This window comes from Salegentibacter sp. Hel_I_6 (genome assembly GCF_000745315.1).
Taxonomy (GTDB): Bacteria; Bacteroidota; Bacteroidia; order Flavobacteriales; family Flavobacteriaceae; genus Salegentibacter.
Genome location: NZ_JQNQ01000001.1, coordinates 416,883 through 442,760, shown reverse-complemented (window position 1 = coordinate 442,760; position 25,878 = coordinate 416,883). Strand labels below are relative to the sequence as shown.

Below are 25,878 nucleotides of genomic sequence, written 5' to 3'. Positions count from 1 at the left end.
ACGCAAAATTTGCAAGCCAAGCGCTATTTTTACCTTATTAAAGTTCAGTATTTAGGCTATCGTCTGCACGGCTGGCAAAAGCAGCCAAATGTAAAAACAGTAGAAGAATTAATTACAAAAACGCTACGTTATGTGATGCCTGAACAAAAGTTTAAGATTTTAGGCACCAGTAGAACCGATGCTATGGTTTCTGCTCAGGAATCGGCATTTGAGTTGTTTTTGGATTACGAACCACTTACAGATCTGGATGAATTTTTAAAAGAATTCAACCAGAATTTACCACAGGATATTCGAGCGCTTGCCATTACTGAAGTAGATGCGAAATTCAATATCATTCAGCATCCAAAACTTAAGGAATATGCTTATTTATTTAGTTTTGGAGAGAAAAATCATCCTTTTTGCGCGCCTTTAATGGCTAATTTTCAGTTTGACCTTGACATTGAATTGATGAAAAAAGGAGCAAAGCTTTTTGAAGGTAGACACCAGTTTAGAAACTATTGTGTGCGGGTTTCAGAAAACAGCACTTTTGAGCGTGAGATCATAAAGTCTGAATTAGTTGAAAATACCGAAATCACCGCAAACTTTTTTCCTGAAAAATCTTATATTTTTCATATTCATAGCGCCGGTTTCCTAAGGCACCAGGTTCGTTTAATGATGGGCGCTTTGCTGCAACTTGGTAGAGGTGAATTGACACTGGAAAATCTGGAAAACAGCTTAAAACCCGGCGTTGAAATGCAGATGGATTATATAGTGCCGGCCTCGGGCTTACTTTTAAATAAAATTGGGCTGGAAGATTTTTAAACTTCTGCTTCCTATTTTTCTAAAACAGCTAAGGCTAACCTGATCGTTCCGTAATCTATGGCTTCTTCAAAATGTTCAAAATATGGTTTTAAACCTTCTGGATTCTCAAGTTCAGTTTTGGCTTTTTCAATAGCTTTAAAATCGGCTTTAGAAACATATTTCATTGGATCTACGGCTTCATTTTCAGTATATAATTTTGCCAAATGCGAATAAACAGTAGTAATTGCAAGCTCTCGTTTTTTCGCAATTTCTTCCAGGTTTAAACCTTCATTTAATAAATCTAAAGTTGCTTTGTAGGTATTTGCTTTTTTACGTTTTTTAGTGCTACGTTTTTTTTTACTGAAAGCGATGATCTCCTTTATGAACTCATACCCATAATCCTGCATTTTTTGTCTCCCTACACCATTGATCTGAAGAAATTCATCATCGGTCATAGGGCGGGATTTTTCCATTTCTTTTAAGGTAGCATCGTTAAAGATGAGGTAAGCGGGAATTTCTTCTTCACGGGCAATTTTTAAGCGTAGCTGTCTTAGTTTTTCAAAAAGGGAATTATCTGAAGTTTTTTCTGCAACTTCTGTTTCTTCACGGCGTTTCAGTTTTTTGCGATCAGGAACTTCAGCAAGCTGAACTTTTTCACCTTCAAACAAAACATTTTTAGCCAATTCCGTAAGTTGTAAATTATTACCTCTATGAAAAGCGATTTCTACATAACCAAGGTTGATAAGCTGAATAATATACTGCTGCCAGTGGTGCCAGGAAATATCATTGCCAATTCCAAAAGTTTTAATTTTCTGATAGTTTTTGCTAATAACAGCTTCATTTTGTGAACCTCTTAAAACGTCTATTAAAACTGTAATCGGTTCGTTTTCTTTTAGCCTGAAAATACAGGAAAGAACTTTTTGAGCGATCACCGTGCCATCAAAAAATTGGGGTGGATTCTTACAAATATCGCAATTGCCACAATCCTCCTGTTTTAATTCTCCAAAATAACTCAGCAATATTTTTCGGCGGCAACTTAATGCTTCAGAATATTGCTTCATTCGGTCTAGTTTGGCTAACTGAACTTCTTCATTTCCTGAGTTGGAAGCGAATTTTTGCAACTGCACCACATCGGCATAGCTATGAAAAAGCATAGTGTCTGAGGGCAATCCGTCACGACCTGCACGACCAATTTCCTGGTAATAACCTTCCAGGTTTTTGGGCATATTATAATGAATTACCCAGCGGATATTTGATTTATCGATGCCCATCCCAAAAGCGATGGTAGCACAAATAATCTTTGAATTATCATTGATAAAATTATCCTGAATTTCAATACGTTTCTCTGCCGGTAGACCGGCGTGGTATGCTTCTGCTTCAAAACCTTTACGTTGCAGTTTTTCAGCAATTTCTTCGGTGTTTTTTCTACTTAGGCAGTAGATAATTCCGCTTTCCTTTTTTCGTGTTTTTACAAAATTGGTGATTTGCTCAAAGCGCTTAATTCCCGGCCGCACATCAAGACTTAGATTTTTCCTATCAAATGAAGCAATGTGCTTTTCGGCATTTGGAACATTTAATTGCCGGCAAATATCTTCTCGCGTAGCTTTATCGGCTGTAGCGGTTAGCGCGATCATTGGGGTAGTGGGAAAGCGATTTTTTAAATAACCTAATTGCGTATATGCCGGTCTAAAATCGTGCCCCCAGCTGGAGATACAATGCGCTTCATCTACTGCGATCAAACTTATTTTTCCGTCGCTCATAAACCGGTCTACAAACTGCAGACTTTCCGGAGCAACATAAAGCAGTTTTAATTCTTTGGAATCAATTTTTTTGAAAATCTCCTGTTGCTGGCTCTCGGTTTGGCTACTATTTAAAAATGCCGCGGGAACGCCATTAGCGGTAAGTCCGTCTACCTGGTCTTTCATCAAGGCGATAAGCGGTGAAATTACCAGGGTAATTTCCGGAAGCAAAATAGCAGGAAGTTGGTAGCAAATAGATTTTCCGCCACCAGTGGGCATAATTACCAGGTTATCTTTTCCTTCAAAAACAGAATCAATGATCCTTTTTTGAAGCGGTCTAAAACTATCAAAACCAAAATATTCTTTAAGCGTATGTAAAACCCGGGTATTTTCCATAGCTGCAAAGTTAGGGCAAAGTCACAATTCACAAACCCGAATGTGCTTAAAATATGGGAAAACACTTATTTTTAAATTAGTTTATCGGGAATTCTAGTATATTAGAAAAAGTTGTTGTTTTTTAAAGATCAAAAGCTACATAAGCCTCATTGATTACTTTAAATGTAGCATTCTCATCGGTAACATTTTCAAAGGCCTGGTAATCTATCCATACAAAACCGGCATCTCCCCAGCCTTGCCCCCAGGAATTTACTACTTTAAAGGCATTTACTTCGTCATCAAAACCAATCACTAACATCGCGTGACAGGTTACTTCATCATAATCTACACTGTGTTCCCGGTAGGCGCTCAAACCGAAACTATCGGTTTTACCAAACTCAGGAGAAAGAACTGCGCCTATAACAATAGGATTTTGTTGGGTGATGAGGGTTTTCATTTCAGCAATCATATTTTCCCCGCTTAAAGCTTTAAAATCTGATATTCTTGCATCGCTGGCCGCTTCAGTTACCGTTTCGTCTGGTTGGGTGGTACAATTATCGTCCATATAGGGAAACAGCTCTAAGGTAGCAACGCCCTGTTCCTCAATTAAAGCGAGGGTTTCTTGGATGGAAGTCCCACCACAATCATCGCCGGTAAGTTGATTATAAGTGTAAGACGGGCTGAAAATATTTGCTTCGGAATAAGGTAATCCAGATTCAATTTTTTCTTGAAAAGACTTCATATAATAACTTGTAGCCCAGGAAACGCAAGATCCCAGGTTGCCCTGGTTTCTTACCGGCGGAAGATTTTCGGACAGATCAAAGTTAGCTGGGATGCTATCAGGTATGCTGATGTTTTCAAGTAAATTTGCAGAATCTATATTATACTCTCCCGTACCATTGCAATCTAAACCCGTTGAAAAAACTTCTCCATCTTCAGTAACAAATTGATTTTCGTGTTCTTGTGGAATTTCGGGGTTATTGGGATTTCTACCTTCAGAATTTAAGTCGTCCCTATCAGTATAACAGGAAATTACACTTAGACTAATGGCAAGTAATAGAATTTGAAATTTTTTCATGGCTAAGACGAGATATGTAAATTGAAAGTAAAAATGTATCAATCTTCACACCAATTACTATAGTTTTTGATTTTCTTCGGAAAATACTTTTGGAAAAGGCAGAAACTAAGATATTGGATTGTGAATGTTGGATATGCTTTTTTTAAAATTGATAAACATAGACTTCAAAAGAAATTAGCGGCTACAATAGAAAAAACGTACATTTGCAGCCGCAAAAAATCATATACTATGAAAGCCGGAATTGTAGGATTACCAAATGTAGGAAAATCAACGCTTTTTAATTGTCTTTCTAATGCAAAGGCGCAAAGCGCAAATTTCCCTTTTTGTACCATAGAGCCTAATGTAGGAGTGGTTAATGTACCAGATTCCAGATTAGAACGCCTGGAAAGTTTGGTTAATCCTGAGAAAGTACAACCGGCTACCGTAGAGATCGTAGATATTGCAGGATTGGTAAAAGGTGCTAGTAAAGGTGAAGGTCTTGGAAACCAGTTTTTGGGTAATATTCGTGAGACCGATGCTATTCTTCACGTATTGCGTTGTTTTGACAATGATAATATTGTGCACGTAGACGGTTCCATAGATCCTATTCGAGATAAGGAGACTATAGATATGGAACTTCAATTAAAAGACCTTGAAACTGCAGAAAAGAAACTTGAAAAAGTAAAACGAGCAGCTAGAACCGGAAATAAAGAGGCACAAAAAGAAGAAGCAGCTCTTAATAAAGTAAAGCAAGGACTTGAAGCTGGGAAATCTGTTAGGGCTATTGATCTTACCGAAGACCAAAGAAAAGAATTTATAAAACCATTACAGTTTATTACCGATAAACCGGTGATGTATGTTTGTAATGTAGATGAAGGTGCTGCAGTTTCTGGAAATGCACATGTAGAACGTGTAAAAGAAGCAGTAAAGGAAGAAAATGCTGAGGTTTTAGTGCTAGCCGTAGGAACCGAAGCCGATATTACCGAACTTGAGGATTATGAAGAGCGTCAAATGTTTCTTCAGGATATAGGTTTAGAAGAGCCTGGAGCTGCTAAGCTTATTCGTGGGGCGTATAGTTTATTAAATCTTCAAACATATTTTACTGCAGGTGTTAAAGAAGTTCGTGCCTGGACTATTCCTGTAGGCTCCAGTGCTCCACAAGCGGCTGGAGTAATTCATACCGATTTTGAAAAGGGATTTATTCGTGCCGAAGTAATCGCTTACGAAGATTTTGATCAATTGGGAAGTGAGGCCAAAGTAAAAGAAGCCGGAAAAATGCGTGTAGAAGGAAAAGATTATATCGTTAAAGATGGTGATGTAATGCACTTCAGGTTTAACGTGTAAAATCGGATTTTTTAAGAAAAATTTCTGATTTCAAAAATTTTCACATTCAATTTAACGAAAATTAGACTTTTATCTAAATTTTTAGAAATAGTTTATCATTCGTACTGAGCTCAGCTTTTATTTATTTCCTAATTTTAAATTTTACAACCAAAATTAAGAAAAATGAAACTGAGAAAGAATATCACATCTAAAATTGACACTCCACATTTTATTAAGAAAACCGGGCTAATTCTTTTGGCTTCTGGGATTATGTTTTCTTGTAACGATGGAAATAAGAAGGAGAATGATGAAGAAATAGAGTTTGAGCAAACTATGGAGGTAGATGAAGACACTACTTCTAATTATGCTTTTGAAAGTAATGCAGTAGCAGATTACCTTACCTACGTTGATGGTGATGACGAATATGCAGAAATGCAGGAGGAAATTGATCCTGAAATAGCATTGCAGAAATTTGCAGCTGCGGTTTCTGAAAGAAGTAGAGATTTCGGGATGCAAGCTGATGAAAAATTAGAGGTAATTGGCGATAGTTTGAGCGATCCTGCCGATGATATGAATATGCAATTGCAAACTGCAGTTGCTGCTTTAGAGAAACTTCAGGATAATGCTTACGAAGAACTTTCAGGTGAAGTAGATGAACTTAAAGCTGAACTTAAGGAAATAGACATGAAATCTAGTAATGCCAAAGAAAAACTTAGGTCTTTCTTTAATAAAGCTGCCGATGTAATGGAAGAGATGGATGCTCCTAATACTAGTGGTACAATGAGTAGTAATCCAGGATCAGTTGACGAATCAGACTACAGCCAGGAGCCGGATACGGTAGAAGTAGATCAATAGAAAAATCTTTTAAATAAAATTTTATAGGAACCGTCTTTTAAGACGGTTCTTTTTTTGTCTTATATTTTCTTAAATTGAGTTATATAACCCGACATCTTTATGAAAGATAATTTCTCTTCTCAGTCCTCTTTTTATGCTAGATATAGACCTACATATCCGCAGGAATTATATGCTTTTTTGAAAAGAAATTTGGCTGAAACAGAAAAGGCCTGGGATTGCGGGACAGGGAATGGACAGGTAGCAGGGGAACTTTCTAAATTCTTCAGGGAAGTAAAGGCGAGTGATATTAGTAAACAGCAATTAGAAAATGCGGTAAAACATTCAAATATTGATTATTCGCTTCAACCAGCCGAAAAAACGAACTATCCCGATAATAGTTTTGATCTTATCACCGTTGCGCAGGCTTTTCATTGGTTCAAATTTGATGCTTTTTTTAACGAGGCAAAACGCGTCTTAAAACCCAATGGAATTATTGCTATAATTGGTTATTCCTTATTTAAAAGTAATCCTGAAACCAATAAAATAATTGAAGACTTTTACGAAAACCTGATTGGACCATATTGGGATGTGGAACGAAAATACTTAGATGAACATTATCAAACAATACCTTTTCCGTTCAGGGAGATAAAATCCCCGCAATTTAAGCAAGAGTATTTATGGACGTTTGGTCATCTTATTGGTTATTTAAAAACCTGGAGCGCCGTAAAGCACTACGAAAATGCGAAGGGAGAAAATCCTGTAGATTTGGTTAAAAATGATCTACAAAAAGCTTTTGGAAATCAGAATAAAGTGGTTTTTCCTATCTTAACCAGGATAGGTGAAATTTAAGCTATTTTAGTAGCTGAAAATTAACTGGCATAAAAAATGTTTATCTTCGGTTTGTTATCTAATCACATTATATTGGACTAAATATGTTGAAAATTAATAAATTAGGCTTTATTTTTCTGATTTTTTCAGTAATGATTTTTCAGAATGCTTCGTCACAAAGTTTTGCAGAAGATCAATCGGTAACCCAGCAGGTTTTACAGGAACTTAATAGGGAACGTAGCTTATTGAGTCAGAATCTTGATTATAGAATAAAAGAGATAGATTCTAAAATTAGTAACCTGGATGAGAGTATAAAAAACACAAATTCTTCCGCAGAAAAGGTAGAGAAACTTTTGGAGCGTGTGAAATTTCTTGAAGAACGCCAGGAGGAAATCGATAAAAATACTATTAGCGTTTATAAATATAATTACAGCTCTGCGGTTTTGAATTTAGCGTCTATGGAACGTGAAATTAAGCCACTAAATCTTTTTAATGCTTCCCGTGAATTCTATGCTACGTTAGACCAGGTGAGTAATCCTATGCACTATGAAGGTTACCAGGAATGGTTTGGCGAGTTCAAAAACTTTGTGGAGGCAGAAAAGAAAAACGATGCCAGGCTTTCGGCTTTAAGCCATATTATGAATGTAACCGGAGATCTTGCCCAGGGCACGCCATTTACCGGGATGTTTGCCGGAACCGTTTTTGACGGCATTGGTAGTTTTATAAACTCCCTGGGTTGGGGCGATAAAAAGTTAAAACAGCAAAGTACAGAAATGCTGAAACTAACCACAACTGTGGCTCAATTTACCCACGATAAAGATCTTATCGAAACCGAATGGGAATCTATAAATAAAAACCTGGACGAATTAAAAGAACTTCAGGAAAAAGCAATGCAGGAAAATTTGGTGCAAATTCTGGAAATCGATCCAGCTGAGTTCGAACGAAATTTCACAAATGAGACCGATGCTAAAAAACGCACGCAATATATCCTTGATATATCAAAAGTTGCTGAGAATAAGATTGCTGAAGAGAAGGCTAAAAATCCAGAGAATTGGAAGCAGGACTACCATGACCAGATGATTGCCGTTCAAAATTTAAAAATCCGTTTTGGAACCATCACTTTTAGAATCCTTGAAAACCTGAAAAAATACGATTCGTTGATCAAGAAATACGAAAACGATGAATATCTAAAAACCAAAATTGCCGATTTAAAAGCCAAATTGAATATGGTGCGTAATAGCTTTGAATCTACTTTTAATCCTCAGGAATATATTAAGGCCTCTAATGAGATGTATGTTGTAGAATAATAGAATTTAAGCTTTTACTGCGCCGTTTATTATTTATTTAGAATCCCATCAACGGCATCCCAGGCGCCACCATTATAAGCTTCAATATTCTTTTTATTTAGCATTTCTGTAGCTAAACCGCTGCGGTTTCCGCTTCGGCAAACCATAATAAATGGTTTCTCCATTTTGCTAAATTCATCATATCGATTAGAAAGTTCATGCAAGGGTATATTTACCGAGTTGTTTATATGCCCGCTTTGAAACTCGTTAGGTGTTCTTACGTCTACAATAGTTCCTTTATTTTCTTTGATTAATTGCTCTATGTTCATAGCTACTTCACTTTTTTTAGATTTAAATATGTTGAATAATAAGCCACCCATCATAGCACCATAAATTGTGCTGTTAACCGGTTGGGAGGTTATGGCGCAGGTTCCGGAATTGCATCCTATAAAACTATAGTAAACGAAACCGGCAAGTGCACCAATAAAGGCTCCTGCAAGGATAAGCTTATGATTATTCAGAAAACTCATAGTATTAATATTTGCAACAAAATAGGCTGAAAAACATCTGTTTTCAGCCACTTTTGTTACACTTAGATACTAGGTGATAAATGAGTAGTATTACATTTTTAGATCAGGTAGCAGGCGTTCAATTCGTTCCCGGGCCTGTTCGTATTGATCGGGTAACTTTAAATTACTTCCAAGTTCCTCCACGCTTTCGTCCCTTGTAAACCCGGGATTATCGGTGGCGATTTCAAATAAGACTCCGCCGGGCTCCCTAAAGTAGAGCGAGAAGAAATAATCACGGTCTATTTTGTCTGTAATTTGCAGACCTTTCTGAACAATTTTTTCCCGAAAACGCATCTGGGTTTCTTCATCTTTAACTCTAAAAGCGATATGATGGTTTGTTCCTCCAGCGTTAATTCCAGGTTCGGCAGTAGGATCTTCATGAATGTCTATAATAGCTGCATTTTCTACCGCCTTGGTTTTATAACGATAAAATTCACCGGCTTTTTCTTCCAGTTCATATTCAAAAATATCAGTGAGAATACTGGCCGTTGGCCCTACATTATAAAGGGTAAGCGTGACGCTATGAAAACCTTTTAAACCAACTTCTCTCTTAATTTCATCTGTCTCCCAGGCTTCGCGATTGTCTTCGTGTTTAGGAATTATCAGTTTTAAATTAAGTCCGTCTGGATCGCGAAATTGTAAATATTGCTCACCAAATTGCTCTCTAATTTTACCAAATTCAACACCAAATTTTTCAAAACGTTTTTGCCAGAAATCCAGGCTTCCTTCTGGCACAGAATAGCCAATTTCGGTTGCCATTCCCACTCCATTTTTTCCTTTTTTTACCCGTTCCCAGGGGAAAAAAGTAAGAATACTTCCCGGGCTGCCTACTTTATCACCAAAATAAAAATGATAGGTTTGCGGGTCATCAAAATTCACCGTTTTCTTAACCATTCTTAATCCAAGTACTTTAGTGTAAAAATCATAGTTGCGTTGAGCGCTTCCTGCTATTGCCGTTATATGGTGTAAACCAAGTATTTTATCTTCCATAATTTTTTGCTTCAATTAAGTAAAAAGTATTCGAATTTCGGTTAAATTAAGTATAAAAATGCCTATAAATGACTGAATTTTGTCTTGCGTTTGTACAATTTATAAACTTCAATCCAGACTACCGATAAAAACCCTATGAGGATGCTTAATAATAATTGATTTATTGAAATTTCCCCGAATTCAAAGAAAATCCTTAAAGGTTTCCAGTATAGCATGGTGGCACTTAATAATGTGGTAATCCCAATTATTATAGGAATAAGCTTGTTTTTATAAGAAAGGCTAGTAATTACCGAATAAAAGAAAGAACGATTTACGAGAGTTAAAAAAATATTTGCGGTGATTAAACAGCTAAAAACCATGCTGCGGGTAAGATCTTCAGAATAGCCTGAAGAAACTGCAAACTGATACGCACCAAGGGTTCCTGCCGAAATACCAATTCCCTGGATTATACTTAAACTTAATTCTTTTACATTGAAAAAATTTTGGGTTGCAGCTCTTGGTTTTTGTTTTAAAATATTTTCCTCAGCCGGTTCATTCTCATAAATAATAGAGCAGGTTGGCCCCATAATTAATTCAAGAAAAATAATATGTACAGGAGAAAAGATATTTGGGTAAATCCATCCTAAAGCCAGCGGTATAAATACGGTAAGAATTATGGGAATATGAATGGAAATTATATACTGAATTGCCTTTTTTAGGTTGTTGTAAATTCTCCTACCCATTTCTACGGCTTTAAGCATCCCCGAAAGATCATCTTTTATTAAGATTAAAGGCGTAGTATCTCGGCTGACTTCACTACCTCCTTTTCCTACTGCTAAGCTAATACGGGCTATAGCTAAAGATGTTTATGCAGCCGTTTCACAATGTTATAAGTATTTGAATCAGAATAAGTGCCAAAAGCATTTACTAAAACACCTTTAACCTTATGATTAATGGAAGAGATGGCGTATACTATCATTTCATCGCCGGGATCTGTCATTCCTTCAAAACGATAAATTTCGTCAATTTCAAATTCTTCGGGAGAAAGTTCAAATGAACCTTTAGGATCTATAATTTTATCTTTTTCGGGCTCTAATTGAAAATCGGTAGTATAACCGCGCGTAGCCAGACCATTAATTGCCTGGCTAACTGTTTCGTAATCGTGTCTTTCTACCAGCATAGCTATAGTGATATATTACTAGTTAAGGTAAGTGTTTTTTGAATTTAAAACAATGAATATCAGTAATTTATTGCTATGTGCGTTTTGCTAATTCAAGGAGGCTATAATTTTCCTTAGCTTTTGCTGAACTTCAGTAGCGATTTCTTCTAAATCGTTATTTTTAGCTGCCTGCATAGAAGATATTGGATCTACCGCTGAAACCTCAATCTCACCATGATCATTTTCTTCTACTATCACATTGCAGGGTAGAAAAACTCCAATTTTATCTTCACTTTTTAACGCTTTGTGCGCAAATTCTGGATTGCAGGCTCCAAGGATTTTATATTTCTTAAATTCTACATCTATTTTCTTCTTAAGAGTTTCTTTTACGTCAATCTCGGTAAGTACACCAAATCCTTCCTCTTTTAAAGCTGCAGTAACCTGGTCTATGGCTTTGTTAAAATCCTTTTCCTTTAAAGTAGTGTAGAAATAATAGCTCATCATCTTATATTTAGTCGGTTAATTTTCAGTATTAATTTACGAAGAAAAAATAAGTGGAGCGTAGATTTCTAAGAAGAAATACTTAAAGAAAAGATTTATAATATGAGTGCTATTCAACTTCAGAAAAAAATAAAAAAGCTTACTTTTGTTTTAGAACTTCTACTTTTTGAAACTAAACTATGGGTCAAAGAATATTACTGAATGCTGTTGAAATAAATATTATTCTGCATCGTCTTGCCTGCCAGTTAGTTGAAAATCACACCGATTTTAAAAACACTGTAATTATTGGCATCCAGCCCAGGGGAGTTTTTCTTGCTGAACGGATTATTAAAATATTAAAGGAAGAATATCAAATTAAAGACCTTGATTATGGGCATTTAGATATTACCTTTTACCGCGACGATTTTAGAAGAGGAGAGAAACCGCTTGAAGCCAACAAGACTAAAATTGATTTTATAGTAGAAGATAAAAAAGTTGTTTTTATTGACGACGTGCTATACACAGGCCGAAGCATTAGAGCTGCTTTAACCGCGGTTCAATCTTTTGGCAGACCTGCCGAAATTGAATTATTGAGTTTTATAGACAGGCGATTTAGCCGGCATTTACCTATTCAGCCAGATTATAACGGGAGGCAGGTAGATGCAATAAATGAAGAAAAAGTAATAGTAAACTGGAAAGAAAACGATGGCGAAGACGTGGTTTATCTTGTTTCTAAATAACTAAATTTATGAGCGAATTAAGTGTAGATCACTTACTGGGCATTAAATATCTAAACAAAGAAGATATTGAGCTTATTTTTAAAACTGCCGATCATTTTAAGGAAGTGATTAACCGGCCCATTAAAAAAGTCCCTTCGCTTAGAGATATTACCATTGCCAATTTATTTTTCGAAAATTCTACCAGAACCAGACTTTCCTTTGAACTTGCCGAAAAACGATTAAGTGCCGATGTTGTAAATTTCTCGGCAGCATCTTCCTCGGTTAAAAAAGGAGAAACCCTTATTGATACCGTAAACAACATCTTATCTATGAAAGTAGATATGGTTGTTATGAGGCATCCTAACCCCGGGGCGGGAATCTTTCTTTCACGCCATGTAAAAGCAAGTATAATCAATGCGGGAGATGGCGCTCACGAGCATCCTACCCAGGCGCTTTTAGATACGTATTCCATACGTGAGCGCTTAGGGGAAGTTAAAGGCAAAAAAGTGGTTATTGTAGGCGATATTTTACATAGTAGGGTAGCGCTTTCTAATATCTTTGCACTAAAGCTTCAGGGAGCTGAGGTAAAGGTTTGCGGGCCTAAAACACTTTTACCAAAACATATTGAGTCTTTGGGCGTAAAAGTTGAAACCGATCTTAAAAAAGCCCTGGAATGGTGTGATGTTGCTAATATGCTTAGAGTTCAGAACGAGCGAATGGATATTAGTTATTTTCCAAGTACCAGGGAATATGCTCAGCAATTTCAACTGAATAAAAAAATGCTGGAAAGCCTGAATAAGGAAATAGTAATTATGCACCCAGGGCCAATAAACCGTGGCGTTGAAATTACCAGTGATGTTGCCGATGCGGAAAATGCGATTATTCTTGACCAGGTCCAAAATGGTGTTGCCGTAAGAATGGCAGTGATCTATTTGCTGGCTTCAAAGATTAATCGTTAATAAATCATATTTCCATACTTTTATATTTTAAAGAATCAAGCTATGAAGATTTCAGAAAAAGAGAATTATATTTTAATTGAGCCTTTAGAAGCACCTGTTTTAGATTTTGTTTCGGTGCTCACTCAAAAGCACGAGGGGTTCGAAGATAAAAATGTAGCGGTAAGTCTTTTAGCTTATCATCAACTTCAAAAAGAAGAAGTACTTGGTTTTTTAGAAATTTCCAAAGTTCACCAATTGAATAATAAATCTTTTGTATTGGTTAGCAACGCAATTGGAATAGACGAATTGCCCGAAGATCTCATTGTGGTTCCTTCTTTGAAGGAAGCTGAAGATCTTATTCAAATGGACGAAATTCAAAGAGATTTGGGTATATAAAATCTTTTTCATGAAGCTCAATATTCTTGGTTGCTATGCCGCTACTCCCCGTAGTTTCACCAATCCTACCTCCCAGGTACTGGAAATGAAAAATCAATTGTTTCTAATTGATTGTGGGGAAGGAACGCAGGTGCAGTTAAGACGAAATAAGATTAAGTTCTCTAAAATAAAACACATATTTATTTCCCACCTTCACGGGGATCATTGTTACGGCCTGGTTGGTCTAATTTCTACGTTTAGACTGTTAAATCGTGAATCTGAATTACACGTTTATGGGCCTAGGGGAATTAAAGAAATTATCACTTTACAATTAAAACTGTCTAATTCCTGGACTAATTATCCACTATATTTTCACGAGTTAACGAGTAAAGAACCTCAGCTTATTTATGAAGATGAAAAGGTAACTGTAGAAACTATTCCTCTAATTCATAGAATCTATACGAACGGTTTTCTGTTTAAAGAGAAGCCCGGAGATCGTAAATTACTTATCAATAGAGCCGTAGAATATAATATTGATGTTTCTCTTTACAAAAGTTTAAAAAAAGGAAAAGACGTGGTTTCTGAAACCGGAGAACTAATTCCTAATCAACTAGTAACTGACGAACCTGCTCCTTCAAAAAGCTATGCATATTGCAGTGATACTGTTTTCAATCAAAAAATGATTCCGCAGATAAGCGGTACAACCGTTTTATATCACGAATCTACTTTCCTAGAAGATAAAGCCGGTCTTGCCTTCCCAACAAAACACAGTACGGCCAAAGAAGCCGCCCTAATTGCCAAAGAGGCCGGAGTAAAAAAGCTTATTCTAGGTCATTATTCTACCCGATATACCAACATTAATTTGTTTAGAGAAGAAGCCGCTACCATATTCCCTGAGGTTGATTTAGCCGATGATGGGAAGGTTTTTGTCTTTGAATAACACTTTTCATAGTTTCCTACCTACATCTTTAACGTAAATTGTTCTATCCCACTCAAATCCAGTAGGGCTAATCTTACTTTTTATGTTAAAAAACAAATAAAATCGATGAAATGCACATCTCAATATGCATTTAGTCGATAAAAAGTGTACTTTTAACTTCCCTGTCTAACATGATTAACTATGAGAAAAAGTACACTACGGTTATTTATGCTTGTTTTACTCGCTGTTTCAACGGTTTCTTGTGCTAAAGAAAGCCTAGTAGAAGAAGTAAATTCCTACAATCATACATTTGAAGAAAAAGTTAATTATAATTATTCTGAAATTGAAAGGGATATTCTCGCTTTAGTAAATGAACATAGAAAAAGTTTAGATCTTGAAGCCCTTGAACCAATTGCTGAAATTTCAGTTGAAGCAGAATCTCATAATTTTTACATGCTTGAAGTAGGGGAAGTGAGCCACGATAATTTTGGTGCGCGTTATGAAAATTTAGTGAAAACTGTAGGAGCAAAAGCCGTTAGTGAAAATGTAGGTTATGGATACCGTACTGCTGATGCCGTGGTTAAGGCATGGTTAAATAGTGCAGGACATAAAAAAAATATAGAAGGGAATCATTCTCATTTTGGAGTTTCAGTTGTAGACGATGAAAATGGAAGAAATTATTTCACCAATATCTTTATTAGAAGGTAATATTTGTTTTTCATAGATTGATTAAGTTAAACGAAAAAAGGTTCAGCATTTGCTGAACCTTTTTTTATTCAAGTCAATATTATCTTATTCCATTTTTAAAACGCTAAACATAGAACGTCGGTTAAGTTGATGTTCTTCTTTAGAACATCTATCACATTCTATTGCCGGTTGGCGCTCACCATAACCTTCTTCTTTAATTCTATCTTCGCTTATTCCATTTTCTACTAAATAGTCGCGTGTAGCTTTTGCCCTGCGTTTTGCCAAAGCTTCGTTGTATATTTCACTACCTCTTTTGTCCGTATGCGATCCAATTTCCAGTACCAGATCGGGATATTTCTCTTGCATTAATGTGACAAGCTTATCCAATTCTTTTGCGGCATCTGGACGAATATTACTTTTATCGAAGTCGAAATAAATATTTTTAATTTCTGCAAGGTAATCAACATCGGCAACCGGTTGTAATGCGATATTATATTCCATTTCCTCAGAATCTTCCATATCCTGGGTGCTTAGGGTATCATTAAAATTTTTGTATTCTATTTGTTTTGCTTCCAGAGGAATCTGCACATTTCTATTTACAGTAGTTTGGTAATTTCCATCTTCATCAGTTTCCAAAAATGCGATTTGCTCGTTATTTTCATCAAAAAGCCTAATTGTTGCTTGAGCGATAGGATCTCCATTTACTGCATCTGTAACTGTTCCTTTTAATATAAGAGGCAGTAATTGATTAAACCCGTAAATATTATCTGATCCCTCTCTGTTTGAAGCTATAAACCCTGCATTACTGCCAGATTCCCTGAAATAGCTAAAATCATCAAGATTGCTATTTATAGTTTCTCCCAGGTTTTGAACTTCAGAAGTCTCATCTTTTAAATTAATTTTATAAATATCGGCTAAACCATAACCACCGTGGCCGGTGGAAGAGAAGTAAAGCGCTCCTTCTTCATCTATAAAAGGAAAACTTTCATCTTCAGCGGTATTAATTAAATCTCCCAGGTTTTCTGGATTTCCAAAGCTATTATTGCCATTTATAGAAACTTTATAAAGATCGGTGCCGCCTTCACCGCCCGGCATATTTGAGGTGAAATAAAGGCTGCTTCCATCTTCAGAAACCGAGGGATGGCCCACAGAATATTCATTATTGTTTATAGGTAATTCCTGAATATTCTCCCAGCTATTCCCAGATCTTTGCGCTGAATAGATCTTTAAATGATTGGTAGCTTCCTTATCTCTTTTTCCCTCTTTATTCTGAAAATAGTTATTTCTGGTAAAGTAAAGAGTTTCTCCATCTGGACTAATACTTACAGGCCCATCATGCAATTTAGTATTGATTTCTCCGGAAATAGGGGAGGCCTCACCGCTGGAATTTAATTTATAGATATCTAAAAATGGCTCTTCATTCCAGGAATATTCTTTATCTGAATTCTCTGAATTTCTTGCTGAAACGAAATAGGTTTCACCATTTTGCTTAAAAGCTCCAAAATCACTGAATTCTGAATTAAAATCACTTTTTTCTAGGGTATAGGTAGTTTGAATTTCAGCAGGCTTACTTTCCAGTATATTGTTCATTCTACCTGATTTTTTACCCTTACTATCCAAATACTTTTGTAGCCATTCCCGCGATTCATCATATCTTTTTACGCCTCGTAATGCTTTTGCGTATTCATAATAATATTCCGCAGAAACTTCAGAAGAGTCTTTAAGTATATCTTCATAATAGAAAACCGCATTTTCGGGGCTTCTTAATTTCATATAAGTCTCGGCCAGCTTTAATCTGTTGTCCCTGGTGCTATAATCGTTTTCAATAAGATCTTTATAAATCTCTACCGCTTCCATATAAGCCAGGTTATTATAAAGTTTATCTGCCTTTTTTTGTTTGCCGTATTGTGCCTGTAGCGACATGCTAAACACGAAGAAAAATAGGCTTAAATAGTATAGTTTTTTCATAATTAGCAACGTTTATTTTAGAAGAATCGGGGAGATTTATAACGGGTTTTCTGGAACCTAAACTCATAAATAAGTAAGATCTCATGAGATCCAGAGGTGTATGGTCTAATATCTGAAATTGAATATTCATAGGCATAACCAGCTCTAAAACCATCAAAAAGTTCAATATCCAGAAATGCGCCCAGAGCGTCATCTATCCGCCAGTTGGCTCCCAGGTAAAATTGCTCATTGAAGATCATTGTTCCGGAGAAATCTACAGAAAGCGGGGCACCACTAGTCATTTTTAGCAAAGAAGTAGGTCTGAATTTCAGGTTTTCATTTAAATCAAAAACATATCCACCGGTAAGATAATAATGAATCTGTTCCATAGCTAAAAACTCACTATACTCGTGATTGTTGTTGTTGATTAGCTTAGGAGCAGATGCTCCCACATACCATTTTTGGGAAGAAAGATAGAAACCAATCCCAAAATTGGGAGTCCATTTATTAAACCGATCTTCAAAGAATGGATCATTCAAAACCTGCTGATCGGTAAATAATTCCTGATCCAGGTTATAGTAACTCATTCCTGCCTTTAAACCCATTGCCAGAGAGATATCATTGCTAAAATCTAAGCGATAAGCAAAATCTCCGTAAGCATAGGTGTAATTCTCATAACCGGTTTTATCGTTAATAACCGAAAGTCCAAGACCCACTTTGTCGTTAGTAAGTGGAGAATGAACAGATAGCGTTTGGGTATTTGGTGCTCCGCTAACTCCGGCCCATTGATTACGATTTAAGGCGGTTATAGAGAACCCGTCCCTGCTCCCGGCATAAGCGGGATTTATAGATATGGTATTATACATATACTGGGTAAACTGCGGTAATTGCTGCGCTGAACCAGATATGGAAAACATAAGACAGAATAGGAGTAGGTATAAGTATTTCATAGTTTTCTGTTTTTATTTTGTTCCTAAATAGATGTAACCTTGTAATGGGTCAAAGCCGCTATTTCTAATTTCCAGAATATAGAAGTATGTTCCTGATGGCAATTGATTAGAACTTGTTGCCGAATTTGTAGAATAGCCATCCCAATCGTTTTGATAGTTCGTGGCCTCATAAATTTTATTACCCCATCGGTTAAAGATCATCAGGTCGTAAGTGAATCCACATTCACTGGCAAAATCTATGGTGAAATAATCGTTTTTGTTGTCACTTGGGCCGCCATTTCTTGGAGTTACGGCCTTTGAAATACTAGATCGAATATCTTCCAGGCTACAAGGTAATACTACACAATCATCGTTTATAGAAACAGTAACCTCTGTGGTAGAACTACAGCTGCCATTGTTAAGTTGATATTCAAAAGTATAGGTGCCTATGGCCAACATTGCCGGGTCAATAAAGTCCCTGATTAATGCTCCTGTTTCTTCGGTATCTACCCAAACACCTGAAGTGTCATATTCGCCTTCAAGCAGTTCAAAAAGATCAAAAGTAGAGTCGTCTATACAAAGACTAATTGTGCTGGTTTCAATCTCACTGGCTATCGGTTCTTCCAATGTTACTATGGTAGCTTCGGAAATTTGATCAAACTCATCTTTGGCGGTTACCTGATAGATTCCCGGTTCAAGCTCTGTAAATTCCTCAACAGCTAAATAGTTTTCTCCATCAATACTATAGATAAGTCCGTCTTCAGTATTAATAAGGATTACCCCGGTTGGTGTAACACAATCTGGCTGAATTAAATCAACTTCTGGGACAGTTGGTGCAGGCGGAGTTTCTTCCGGATCTTCTTCTACACTAACTGTAAAGGAACAGCTCGCGGTATTTCCTGAAGCATCAGTAACTTCATAAGTCACGATAGTTTCTCCTAAAGGGAATTCTTCTCCAGACGCATAACCTTCGATTAGCTCTATATTCGTTTCTGAACAATTATCTGTAGCTGAAATAGTAGCATAATTCACTACTACAGTCTCGGTTCCAAATTCAACGTTTAATTTAATATCTTCCGGACAGGCAATCACCGGAACTTCATTATCTATGACAGTAACTACAAAGCTGGAATTAACCGAATTACCATTCACATCAATTGCGGTATAGGTTACGGTTGTTTGTCCTAATGGAAATTCAGATCCAGGAGCCAAACCTTCTGTAATTGCTATACTTTCTAATCCACAATCATCAGTTGCAGAAGGAAGCTCGTAGTCTACAATGGCACCGCATAAATCAGGATCGGTATTTACCGTGATATCATTCTTATCTTCAATAACCGGAGCTTCATCATCAACTACACTTATTTCAAAGCTGCAGCTTGCTGTATTTCCAGCTTCATCAGAAGTGGTAAAGGTTATAGTGGTAGTTCCCACTGGAAATACTTCTCCCGAAGAAAGACCCGCGGTTTGTTCCACAGTTACATTACCCGAATTATCGAAACCTTCGGGGATTTCAAATTCTACAATAGCACCGCAAATTCCGCTATCAGTACTACTTATAATATCTGATGGGCATTCTAAAGTTGGATTTTCAGTATCTTCAACGATGATATCAAAGCTACACTGGGTAGTATTTCCAGAAGCATCGGTAGCCGTAAAAGTTACAGTGTTCGTGCCAATTGGAAACTGAGAACCAGAAGTAGCTCCACCGGTTTGTTCTACATTCACTTCACAATTATCGCTGGCTAACGGATTCTCAAAATTCACTGTTGCGAAATCAACACCGGATTCAGTACTAAAAATCATATTTTCAGGACATTCAATTACCGGTGACTGGTTGTCAGTTACCATTACGGTTTGAATCACCGGTTCCGCCTGATTTCCATTTTCATCCGTTACGGTCCAGGTAATAGTTGTTATTCCTACCGGATATTCCGCCTCTAAAGCCTGACTATCATCACGGGTTCCGTTTACCATTCCAACAGAGCAGTTGTCGTTAGCTTGTGGAGCAGTAATTTCTATCATTGCACCACAAGTATCAGCGTCAGTAGTTGTATTTATAGTTTCCACATCAGCAATTACCGGCGCCTGATTATCTTCAACATTAACGGTTTGAGTAACGGGCTCAGCTTCATTTCCATTTTCATCGGTTGCTGTCCAGGTAAGAGTTGTAGTTCCTACCGGATACTCAGCATCTAAAGGCTGGTTATCATCCCGGGTTCCAATTACATTTCCTACGGAACAGTTATCATTAGCTTGCGGAGCAGCGATTTCTATCATTGCGCCACAGGTATCAACATCAGCAGTTGTATTGATAGTTTCCACATCAGCAATTACCGGCGCCTGGTTATCTGCTACATTAACAGTTTGAGTAACGGACTCAGCTTCATTTCCATTTTCATCGGTTGCTGTCCAGATAATAGTTGTTGTTCCTACCGGATACTCAGCATCTAAAGGCTGGTTATCATCCCGGGTTCCGCTTACTATTCCAACGGAACAGTTATCGTTAACTTGCGGAGCAGCAATTTCTATCATCGCGCCACAGGTATCAACATCAGCAGTTGTATTGATAGTTTCCACATCAGCAATTACCGGCGCCTGGTTGTCGATTACTGTGATGGTTTGTGTACAAATAACTTCATTTCCAGCTAGATCGCTTACAGTCCAGGTTACGATTGTTTCTCCAGGTTCAAATACTTCCGGAGCATCGTTGGTTATACTTAATTCTGAATTACAATTATCTTCAGCAACAAGATCGCCAAGTTCAAGATTAGAAGCAGAACACATTCCTTCGTCAGCAGCTACGCTTGTTAAATCAGTAGGACATGAGATGATTACCGGTGCCTCTTCATCTAGATCTGCTTCAACAATTACTTCCGAAGTGGTTTCGCAATCATTATTCTGCGCTACCAGGTAATAGGTTCCGGATGCCAAATTTGAAATGATTCCATTTTCGTGAGAATATTCATTTTCCTCGCTATCCTTTAATATATAAGATAAACCTTCACTAAGCTCAAACTCTATGATACCATTATTTTCTTCACAGGTTGTATTAGTAACCGCAGTAATGACTGGAGCTTCAGGACTTCCTTCGTTTTCTTCGATCAAAATCGCTTCAGAAATTGCTTCACAGTCTCCATTGCTTGCCTGGATAAAATAAGTTCCAGCTGATAAATTGGTGAATTCCCCGTTTTCAATAGTATTGTTTAGAGCGTCTTCATTTGAATCTAAAAGTGTATAAGTAATTCCGTCAACAGTAGTTACTGAAATTGTTCCGGTAATATCTTCGCAAGTTGGTTGCTGAGAAACAATGGCCTCTGGTTGCTCTGGACTTCCTTGAATTTCTTCAATCACAATTGCTTGAGAAATCGCTTCGCAATCTCCATTACTGGCTTGTACAAAATAAGATCCAGCGGCTATATCACTAAATTCTCCATTTTCAATAGTATTGCTTAGAGCGTTTTCATTTGAATCTAAAAGAGTATAAGTAATTCCCTCTACAGTAGTTACTGAAATTGTTCCGGTAGTATCTTCGCAAGTTGGTTGCTGAGAAACAGTGGCTTCTGGTTGCTCTGGACTTCCTTGATTTTCTTCAATCACAATTGCTTCAGAAATCGCTTCGCAATCTCCATTAATAGCCTGGATAAAATAAGTTCCTGCAGCTAAATCACTGAATACCCCGTTTTCGATTGCATTATTGAAAGCATTTTCATTTTCATCTAGTAGGGTATAAGTAATCCCCTCAACAGTAGTTACCGAAATTGCTCCGTTAGTATCTTCACAAGTCGGTTGCTGAGAAATAGTTGCTTCTGGTAGCTCAGGACTTCCTTCGTTTCCTTCGATGATAATTGCTTCTGAAATCGCTTCACAATCTCCATTGCTGGCTTGTACAAAATAAGATCCAGCGGCTATATCACTAAATTCTCCATTTTCAATAGTATTGCTTAGAGCGTTTTCATTTGAATCTAAAAGAGTATAAGTAATTCCCTCTACAGTAGTTACTGAAATTGTTCCGGTAGTATCTTCGCAAGTTGGTTGCTGAGAAACAGTGGCTTCTGGTTGCTCTGGACTTCCTTGATTTTCTTCAATCACAATTGCTTCAGAAATCGCTTCGCAATCTCCATTAATAGCCTGGATAAAATAAGTTCCTGCAGCTAAATCACTGAATACCCCGTTTTCGATTGCATTATTGAAAGCATTTTCATTTTCATCTAGTAGGGTATAAGTAATCCCCTCAACAGTAGTTACCGAAATTGCTCCGTTAGTATCTTCACAAGTCGGTTGCTGAGAAATAGTTGCTTCTGGTAGCTCAGGACTTCCTTCGTTTCCTTCGATGATAATTGCTTCTGAAATCGCTTCACAATCTCCATTGCTGGTTTGTACAAAATAAGATCCAGCGGCTATATCACTAAATTCTCCATTTTCAATAGTATTGCTTAGAGCGTTTTCATTTGAATCTAAAAGAGTATAAGTAATTCCCTCTACAGTAGTTACTGAAATTGTTCCGGTGGTATCTTCGCAAGTTGGTTGTTGAGAAACAAAGGCTTCTGGTTGCACCGGACTTCCTTCGTTTTCTTCAATCACAATTGCTTCAGAAGTTGCTTCACAATCTCCATTACTAGCCTGAACGAAATAAGTTCCAGCTGCTAAACCACTGAAATCTCCGTTTTCAATTGCATTATTTAAAGCGTTTTCATTTTCATCAAGAAGGGTGTAAGTAATTCCCTCAACATTTGTTACCGAAATCGTTCCGGTAGTATCTTCGCAAGTCGGTTGCTGAGAAACAACGGCTTCTGGTTGGGCCGGACTTCCTTCGTTTTCTTCAATGATAATTGCTTCAGAAGTTGCTTCACAATCTCCATTGCTTGCCTGAACGAAATAAGTTCCAGCTAAAAGATTACTGAAACCTCCGTTTTCGATAGCATTGTTTAATGTATTTTCATTTGAATCAAGCAAAGTATAAGTAATTCCCTCTACAGTAGTTACCGAAATGGTTCCGGTAGTATCTTGGCAAGTCGGCTGTTGAGAAACAGTGGCTTCTGGTAGCTCAGGACTACCTTCATTTTCTTCGATAATTACATTCTTAGAGGGCTGGGAGATACACTCATCTTCATTTTGAGCATATATCACGTAATTTCCAGGTGAAAGTTCTTCAAAAATGTTTGATTCCTGGAAAATTTCTCCATCAAGACTGTATAAATATCCCTCAGTAGCATTAACCGTAATCTTCCCTGTTTCAACATTACAGGTGGGTTGAGCTACTTCTATGATTTCAGGAGTTTCAGGCAGGGCTGGTGCAGGTAGAACTTCAAAACTATTGGTTGTATAAACGCATTCATTTAAAGCAACTGATAAGGTATAAACCCCTGGTGATAGTGAACTAGTTGCATTATTTAATTCAAGATTTCCTGTAGCTGAATTCAATTCATAAATATAATCAGTATTAAAATTGGTGATTGTCAATACTCCATTTTCATTCTCGCAGGTAGGATCTTTTTTAGTATAAACAGGCTCCAGTTGTGTTTTAACATTTTCTAACGTAAGCGATTGTTGAACATCTATATTTCCACATTCATAAGTAATTCTGAAGATTCGCTGATAAACTGCCGGTGACTGTTGTTGTAAAATATCTTTATAGCTTATATTTTCAATCTCTTCAGTAAAAGAAATGCTTCCACCTAAATCTGTAAAAACTTGCTGAGTAATAGTTGTAAAGTTATTAGACAAGCCCGGAATGGAGTAGTCTATAAAGTCTTTATCACAAGTTTGAATTGTTTGATTTTGAGGTGCTGTAATTTCTGGTTCTCCTATTACGGAAACCTTAATTGGAGCCTTGTTAGGGCTTATACAACTTGCCGATTCTCCTTCAGCAACATAATAGATGAATTCACCAGACTGCGAAGTGGATGGAATAATCTGAACTTTGGGTGAAGTATCGTCTTCGCTGATGTAGTAATATAAATTGAAATCGGGATTAGTGGCTACAGCTGTTAATATATTTGCCTCATCGTCAATGCAATAAGTGATTGATTCAGTTTCCGGTACCGAAGCTATAGTTGTAATTTCTATAGTAAAAGGTATTGCGCAATTCTCGGTTCCCGGGATTACCGCATAATATTCAGTAGCACCCGAATTATTTGGAATGGGATTATTGGGAGTATATTCGGTACTGTTACTTGTTACCGGAGATTCGTTAAAGAATCTTGTTCCATTAGGAAATCCTGAATTGATCTCAGCAATACCTATTGGATCTTCTCTATTACAATACACAAATTTTCTTGCTTCATCTGAATTTTGGCAATTTTCAGCTCGAAAATTGGTAGCGTCTATGGCTACTTCAAAAGGAGTAGTAATAGGTTCACCCTGGCAGGTTCCTTCGGTTTCATAACCCTGGATAAGACCTTTATTTTGAAAAGTAGTACCTGTTATAGCTCCGCGACCACTAATATTTCCATTAAATCTTATAAGATCAAAACCCGGGCAGATATTGGAAAGAATAGTACAATTTTTAGTTACCCCAAATTTTATGGTTAGATCGGCTAAAATATCATTTGTACTGTTGGCCAGCGGTAATTCATCTATTTCCCACACTATTGATCCGGTTGCACCTAAAGTAGGATCAAAATATACTTCGGTATTTTGAGGAATGGGAGAGAAATAAAAATTGGGTGATAGACTATTAGGAAGGTAATCAGCGTTATATGGAACAGGAATCACCACTTTTACGTCTTCTACATTTTCTGTCCCTTTATTTTTTAATTCTACCTTATAGCTTAATTCGTCACCGGGTACTGCATTATATGGAGGATTACCTGCCATATTTCCATTAATTGCGCTCAAAGTTGAAACCCCTTCAATTTCAGGGATGTAAGCATCTACCGACATGGCTATGGAAAAAATGGAGTAAGTATCTTGCGTAGAACCATATCTAAAGGTAGTATTGGTTTGATTATTACCAATAACGGAATTCTCAGGATTGGGAATATTGAACATACTTATATCTATCCCTGTATTATTAGATAAATTAGGTGTTCTTCCAGTTCCATTATTTTCAATAGAGGAATTGAAGAAATTATTTGAGGTATTTTGATCGTGGGAAAGACTTAACCAGGAATTGCTATTATTTTTCTTAATTTGAAAATAGTCTCCTGAAATAGCTATATCACCTTCCCCAGCCATAATTCCCATTTTCATATTAACAGGTCCGGATTGTGCTGTGTTAAATCCTGAAACTGGTAACTGATAGTTTGCCACAACATTTCCTTCTACGTGTGCATAACCATCAAAAACAGTAATATCCCGCCAGTTCATCTGGGAATTTTCGTAAATCACAATCATTCCCCAGCCACCGTAGTATCCGGTAGCACCACCATTACCTTCACTCAGTTCCATATCGGCAACCCAATATTCACCAGTACCGTTATTCCTTACCAATTCGGTAACTTCCACATAGGCAGCATACATATTTGATGGCCCCGGGAATAGAATATCATTTTGGTTTGCAGTAAAATTTTGATAATTACTATTATTTGGTCCCTTTAATTTAATTTTCCTTTTATCGTTTATATTCCCAGAACTATTAGTTCGTCCAGACCAGTAAAGTCCCGCATATACTATATTTGAACATTCGGGGTTAGCCTCATTTTCGTTAGAAAACTGCAGAATCGCTGAAGAGGAGTTTTTAGTAGAATCATCTTCATCTGCATCAACAAACCTCATAAAGTTGTTGCTATTATTAGTATTATCATCATAGAACCAAAGGCTAAGATTAGTATTCCCAATCATAGTGAAATCTCCCTTTAAATTATAGATCTTCTTGCTAGTAGAGTATTGAGAAGTTCGTTGCTGAAATTCTTTGATTACCTGGGCGTTTGTATCCAGGGATATAAAAAATAGCGTGAATATAACAAGGCTAAAATTTAAAGTGATAAAATTAGCTTTAAAGTAGTTTTTTTCCATAATCCT

20 protein-coding genes are annotated in these 25,878 nt (G+C 36.9%); 10 read left to right on the top strand and 10 right to left on the bottom strand.

Annotated elements, in window-relative coordinates; all coding sequences use genetic code 11:
• Nucleotides 1-9: 9 nt before the first annotated feature.
• Nucleotides 10-801, top strand: coding sequence for a tRNA pseudouridine(38-40) synthase TruA (locus FG27_RS02015; RefSeq protein WP_037314831.1), 792 nt, complete (start codon nucleotides 10-12; stop codon nucleotides 799-801).
• Between the two features lie 11 nt (nucleotides 802-812).
• Here FG27_RS02015 and recQ read toward each other — a convergent pair whose 3' ends face one another.
• Together recQ and FG27_RS02005 are read right to left on the bottom strand one after the other, a co-directional pair.
• Entirely contained in the window at nucleotides 813-2,915 is a 2,103-nt protein-coding gene (gene recQ / locus FG27_RS02010) for a DNA helicase RecQ (RefSeq protein ID WP_037314829.1), read from the bottom strand.
• Nucleotides 2,916-3,036: 121 nt separating this feature from the next.
• The gene (locus FG27_RS02005; protein ID WP_037314827.1) at nucleotides 3,037-3,972 is read right to left on the bottom strand and encodes a C1 family peptidase; all 936 of its coding nucleotides are present in this window, start codon (nucleotides 3,970-3,972) and stop codon (nucleotides 3,037-3,039) included.
• 228 nt (nucleotides 3,973-4,200) lie between these two features.
• Between FG27_RS02005 and ychF the strand changes: the two genes are divergently transcribed.
• From ychF to FG27_RS01985, 4 genes are all read left to right on the top strand, one after another.
• Nucleotides 4,201-5,295 (top strand): redox-regulated ATPase YchF, encoded by a 1,095-nt coding sequence (gene ychF / locus FG27_RS02000; RefSeq protein WP_037314824.1) that lies wholly within the window; start codon nucleotides 4,201-4,203, stop codon nucleotides 5,293-5,295.
• Between the two features lie 162 nt (nucleotides 5,296-5,457).
• The gene (locus tag FG27_RS01995; protein ID WP_037314821.1) at nucleotides 5,458-6,129 is read left to right on the top strand and encodes a hypothetical protein; all 672 of its coding nucleotides are present in this window, start codon (nucleotides 5,458-5,460) and stop codon (nucleotides 6,127-6,129) included.
• 99 nt (nucleotides 6,130-6,228) lie between these two features.
• Complete coding sequence (locus tag FG27_RS01990) at nucleotides 6,229-6,957, top strand: class I SAM-dependent methyltransferase (protein ID WP_037314819.1); 729 nt, start codon at nucleotides 6,229-6,231, stop codon at nucleotides 6,955-6,957.
• Between the two features lie 83 nt (nucleotides 6,958-7,040).
• On the top strand, nucleotides 7,041-8,243 hold the full coding sequence (locus tag FG27_RS01985; RefSeq protein WP_037314816.1) for a hypothetical protein: 1,203 nt from the start codon (nucleotides 7,041-7,043) through the stop codon (nucleotides 8,241-8,243).
• A 29-nt stretch (nucleotides 8,244-8,272) separates the two neighbouring features.
• Here FG27_RS01985 and FG27_RS19195 read toward each other — a convergent pair whose 3' ends face one another.
• From FG27_RS19195 to FG27_RS01960, 5 genes are all read right to left on the bottom strand, one after another.
• Nucleotides 8,273-8,752, bottom strand: coding sequence for a DUF6132 family protein (locus FG27_RS19195; protein WP_081912574.1), 480 nt, complete (start codon nucleotides 8,750-8,752; stop codon nucleotides 8,273-8,275).
• Between the two features lie 90 nt (nucleotides 8,753-8,842).
• Nucleotides 8,843-9,781 (bottom strand): ring-cleaving dioxygenase, encoded by a 939-nt coding sequence (locus tag FG27_RS01975; protein ID WP_037314813.1) that lies wholly within the window; start codon nucleotides 9,779-9,781, stop codon nucleotides 8,843-8,845.
• Between the two features lie 62 nt (nucleotides 9,782-9,843).
• Nucleotides 9,844-10,503 (bottom strand): cation-translocating P-type ATPase, encoded by a 660-nt coding sequence (locus tag FG27_RS01970; protein ID WP_231563232.1) that lies wholly within the window; start codon nucleotides 10,501-10,503, stop codon nucleotides 9,844-9,846.
• Between the two features lie 113 nt (nucleotides 10,504-10,616).
• Nucleotides 10,617-10,940 carry a phosphoribosylpyrophosphate synthetase gene (locus FG27_RS01965; RefSeq protein ID WP_037314807.1) on the bottom strand — a complete coding sequence of 108 codons (324 nt, stop codon included), beginning with the start codon at nucleotides 10,938-10,940 and terminating at the stop codon, nucleotides 10,617-10,619.
• An 87-nt stretch (nucleotides 10,941-11,027) separates the two neighbouring features.
• Nucleotides 11,028-11,420: a DUF302 domain-containing protein gene (locus tag FG27_RS01960; protein WP_037314781.1), complete on the bottom strand. Its 393-nt coding sequence runs from the start codon at nucleotides 11,418-11,420 to the stop codon at nucleotides 11,028-11,030.
• A gap of 179 nt (nucleotides 11,421-11,599) precedes the next feature.
• On the opposite strand from FG27_RS01960, the gene pyrR reads away from it, so the two are divergent.
• From pyrR to FG27_RS01935, 5 genes are all read left to right on the top strand, one after another.
• Nucleotides 11,600-12,139, top strand: a complete 540-nt coding sequence (gene pyrR, locus FG27_RS01955; protein ID WP_037314779.1) for a bifunctional pyr operon transcriptional regulator/uracil phosphoribosyltransferase PyrR — start codon at nucleotides 11,600-11,602, stop codon at nucleotides 12,137-12,139.
• Between the two features lie 8 nt (nucleotides 12,140-12,147).
• Nucleotides 12,148-13,077 (top strand): aspartate carbamoyltransferase catalytic subunit, encoded by a 930-nt coding sequence (locus FG27_RS01950; protein WP_037314776.1) that lies wholly within the window; start codon nucleotides 12,148-12,150, stop codon nucleotides 13,075-13,077.
• A 42-nt stretch (nucleotides 13,078-13,119) separates the two neighbouring features.
• Entirely contained in the window at nucleotides 13,120-13,452 is a 333-nt protein-coding gene (locus FG27_RS01945; protein ID WP_037314774.1) for a hypothetical protein, read from the top strand.
• 10 nt (nucleotides 13,453-13,462) lie between these two features.
• On the top strand, nucleotides 13,463-14,371 hold the full coding sequence (locus tag FG27_RS01940) for a ribonuclease Z (RefSeq protein WP_037314771.1): 909 nt from the start codon (nucleotides 13,463-13,465) through the stop codon (nucleotides 14,369-14,371).
• A 180-nt stretch (nucleotides 14,372-14,551) separates the two neighbouring features.
• Nucleotides 14,552-15,058 carry a CAP domain-containing protein gene (locus tag FG27_RS01935; protein WP_037314768.1) on the top strand — a complete coding sequence of 169 codons (507 nt, stop codon included), beginning with the start codon at nucleotides 14,552-14,554 and terminating at the stop codon, nucleotides 15,056-15,058.
• 84 nt (nucleotides 15,059-15,142) lie between these two features.
• On the opposite strand, the gene FG27_RS01930 is transcribed toward FG27_RS01935, so the two are convergent.
• The 3 genes from FG27_RS01930 to FG27_RS01920 are packed head-to-tail and all read right to left on the bottom strand — an operon-like array spanning nucleotide 15,143 to nucleotide 25,872.
• Complete coding sequence (locus tag FG27_RS01930; RefSeq protein ID WP_037314765.1) at nucleotides 15,143-17,005, bottom strand: OmpA family protein; 1,863 nt, start codon at nucleotides 17,003-17,005, stop codon at nucleotides 15,143-15,145.
• A 17-nt stretch (nucleotides 17,006-17,022) separates the two neighbouring features.
• Nucleotides 17,023-17,934, bottom strand: a complete 912-nt coding sequence (locus FG27_RS01925) for a type IX secretion system membrane protein PorP/SprF (RefSeq protein ID WP_037314762.1) — start codon at nucleotides 17,932-17,934, stop codon at nucleotides 17,023-17,025.
• Nucleotides 17,935-17,946: 12 nt separating this feature from the next.
• Entirely contained in the window at nucleotides 17,947-25,872 is a 7,926-nt protein-coding gene (locus tag FG27_RS01920; RefSeq protein WP_037314759.1) for an HYR domain-containing protein, read from the bottom strand.
• Between the last annotated feature and the right edge of the window lie 6 nt (nucleotides 25,873-25,878).

Coding starts and splice junctions, on each gene's coding strand:
- recQ (WP_037314829.1), bottom strand. CDS start 2,915: ATGGAAAATACCCGGGTTTTACATACGCTTAAAGAATATTTTGGTTTT.
- FG27_RS01920 (WP_037314759.1), bottom strand. CDS start 25,872: ATGGAAAAAAACTACTTTAAAGCTAATTTTATCACTTTAAATTTTAGC.
- FG27_RS02005 (WP_037314827.1), bottom strand. CDS start 3,972: ATGAAAAAATTTCAAATTCTATTACTTGCCATTAGTCTAAGTGTAATT.
- FG27_RS01945 (WP_037314774.1), top strand. CDS start 13,120: ATGAAGATTTCAGAAAAAGAGAATTATATTTTAATTGAGCCTTTAGAA.
- FG27_RS01970 (WP_231563232.1), bottom strand. CDS start 10,503: ATGGGTAGGAGAATTTACAACAACCTAAAAAAGGCAATTCAGTATATA.
- FG27_RS01985 (WP_037314816.1), top strand. CDS start 7,041: ATGTTGAAAATTAATAAATTAGGCTTTATTTTTCTGATTTTTTCAGTA.
- FG27_RS01935 (WP_037314768.1), top strand. CDS start 14,552: ATGAGAAAAAGTACACTACGGTTATTTATGCTTGTTTTACTCGCTGTT.
- FG27_RS01930 (WP_037314765.1), bottom strand. CDS start 17,005: ATGAAAAAACTATACTATTTAAGCCTATTTTTCTTCGTGTTTAGCATG.
- FG27_RS01925 (WP_037314762.1), bottom strand. CDS start 17,934: ATGAAATACTTATACCTACTCCTATTCTGTCTTATGTTTTCCATATCT.
- FG27_RS01965 (WP_037314807.1), bottom strand. CDS start 10,940: ATGCTGGTAGAAAGACACGATTACGAAACAGTTAGCCAGGCAATTAAT.
- FG27_RS01990 (WP_037314819.1), top strand. CDS start 6,229: ATGAAAGATAATTTCTCTTCTCAGTCCTCTTTTTATGCTAGATATAGA.
- FG27_RS01950 (WP_037314776.1), top strand. CDS start 12,148: ATGAGCGAATTAAGTGTAGATCACTTACTGGGCATTAAATATCTAAAC.
- FG27_RS01975 (WP_037314813.1), bottom strand. CDS start 9,781: ATGGAAGATAAAATACTTGGTTTACACCATATAACGGCAATAGCAGGA.
- FG27_RS01995 (WP_037314821.1), top strand. CDS start 5,458: ATGAAACTGAGAAAGAATATCACATCTAAAATTGACACTCCACATTTT.
- pyrR (WP_037314779.1), top strand. CDS start 11,600: ATGGGTCAAAGAATATTACTGAATGCTGTTGAAATAAATATTATTCTG.
- ychF (WP_037314824.1), top strand. CDS start 4,201: ATGAAAGCCGGAATTGTAGGATTACCAAATGTAGGAAAATCAACGCTT.
- FG27_RS19195 (WP_081912574.1), bottom strand. CDS start 8,752: ATGAGTTTTCTGAATAATCATAAGCTTATCCTTGCAGGAGCCTTTATT.
- FG27_RS01940 (WP_037314771.1), top strand. CDS start 13,463: ATGAAGCTCAATATTCTTGGTTGCTATGCCGCTACTCCCCGTAGTTTC.
- FG27_RS01960 (WP_037314781.1), bottom strand. CDS start 11,420: ATGAGCTATTATTTCTACACTACTTTAAAGGAAAAGGATTTTAACAAA.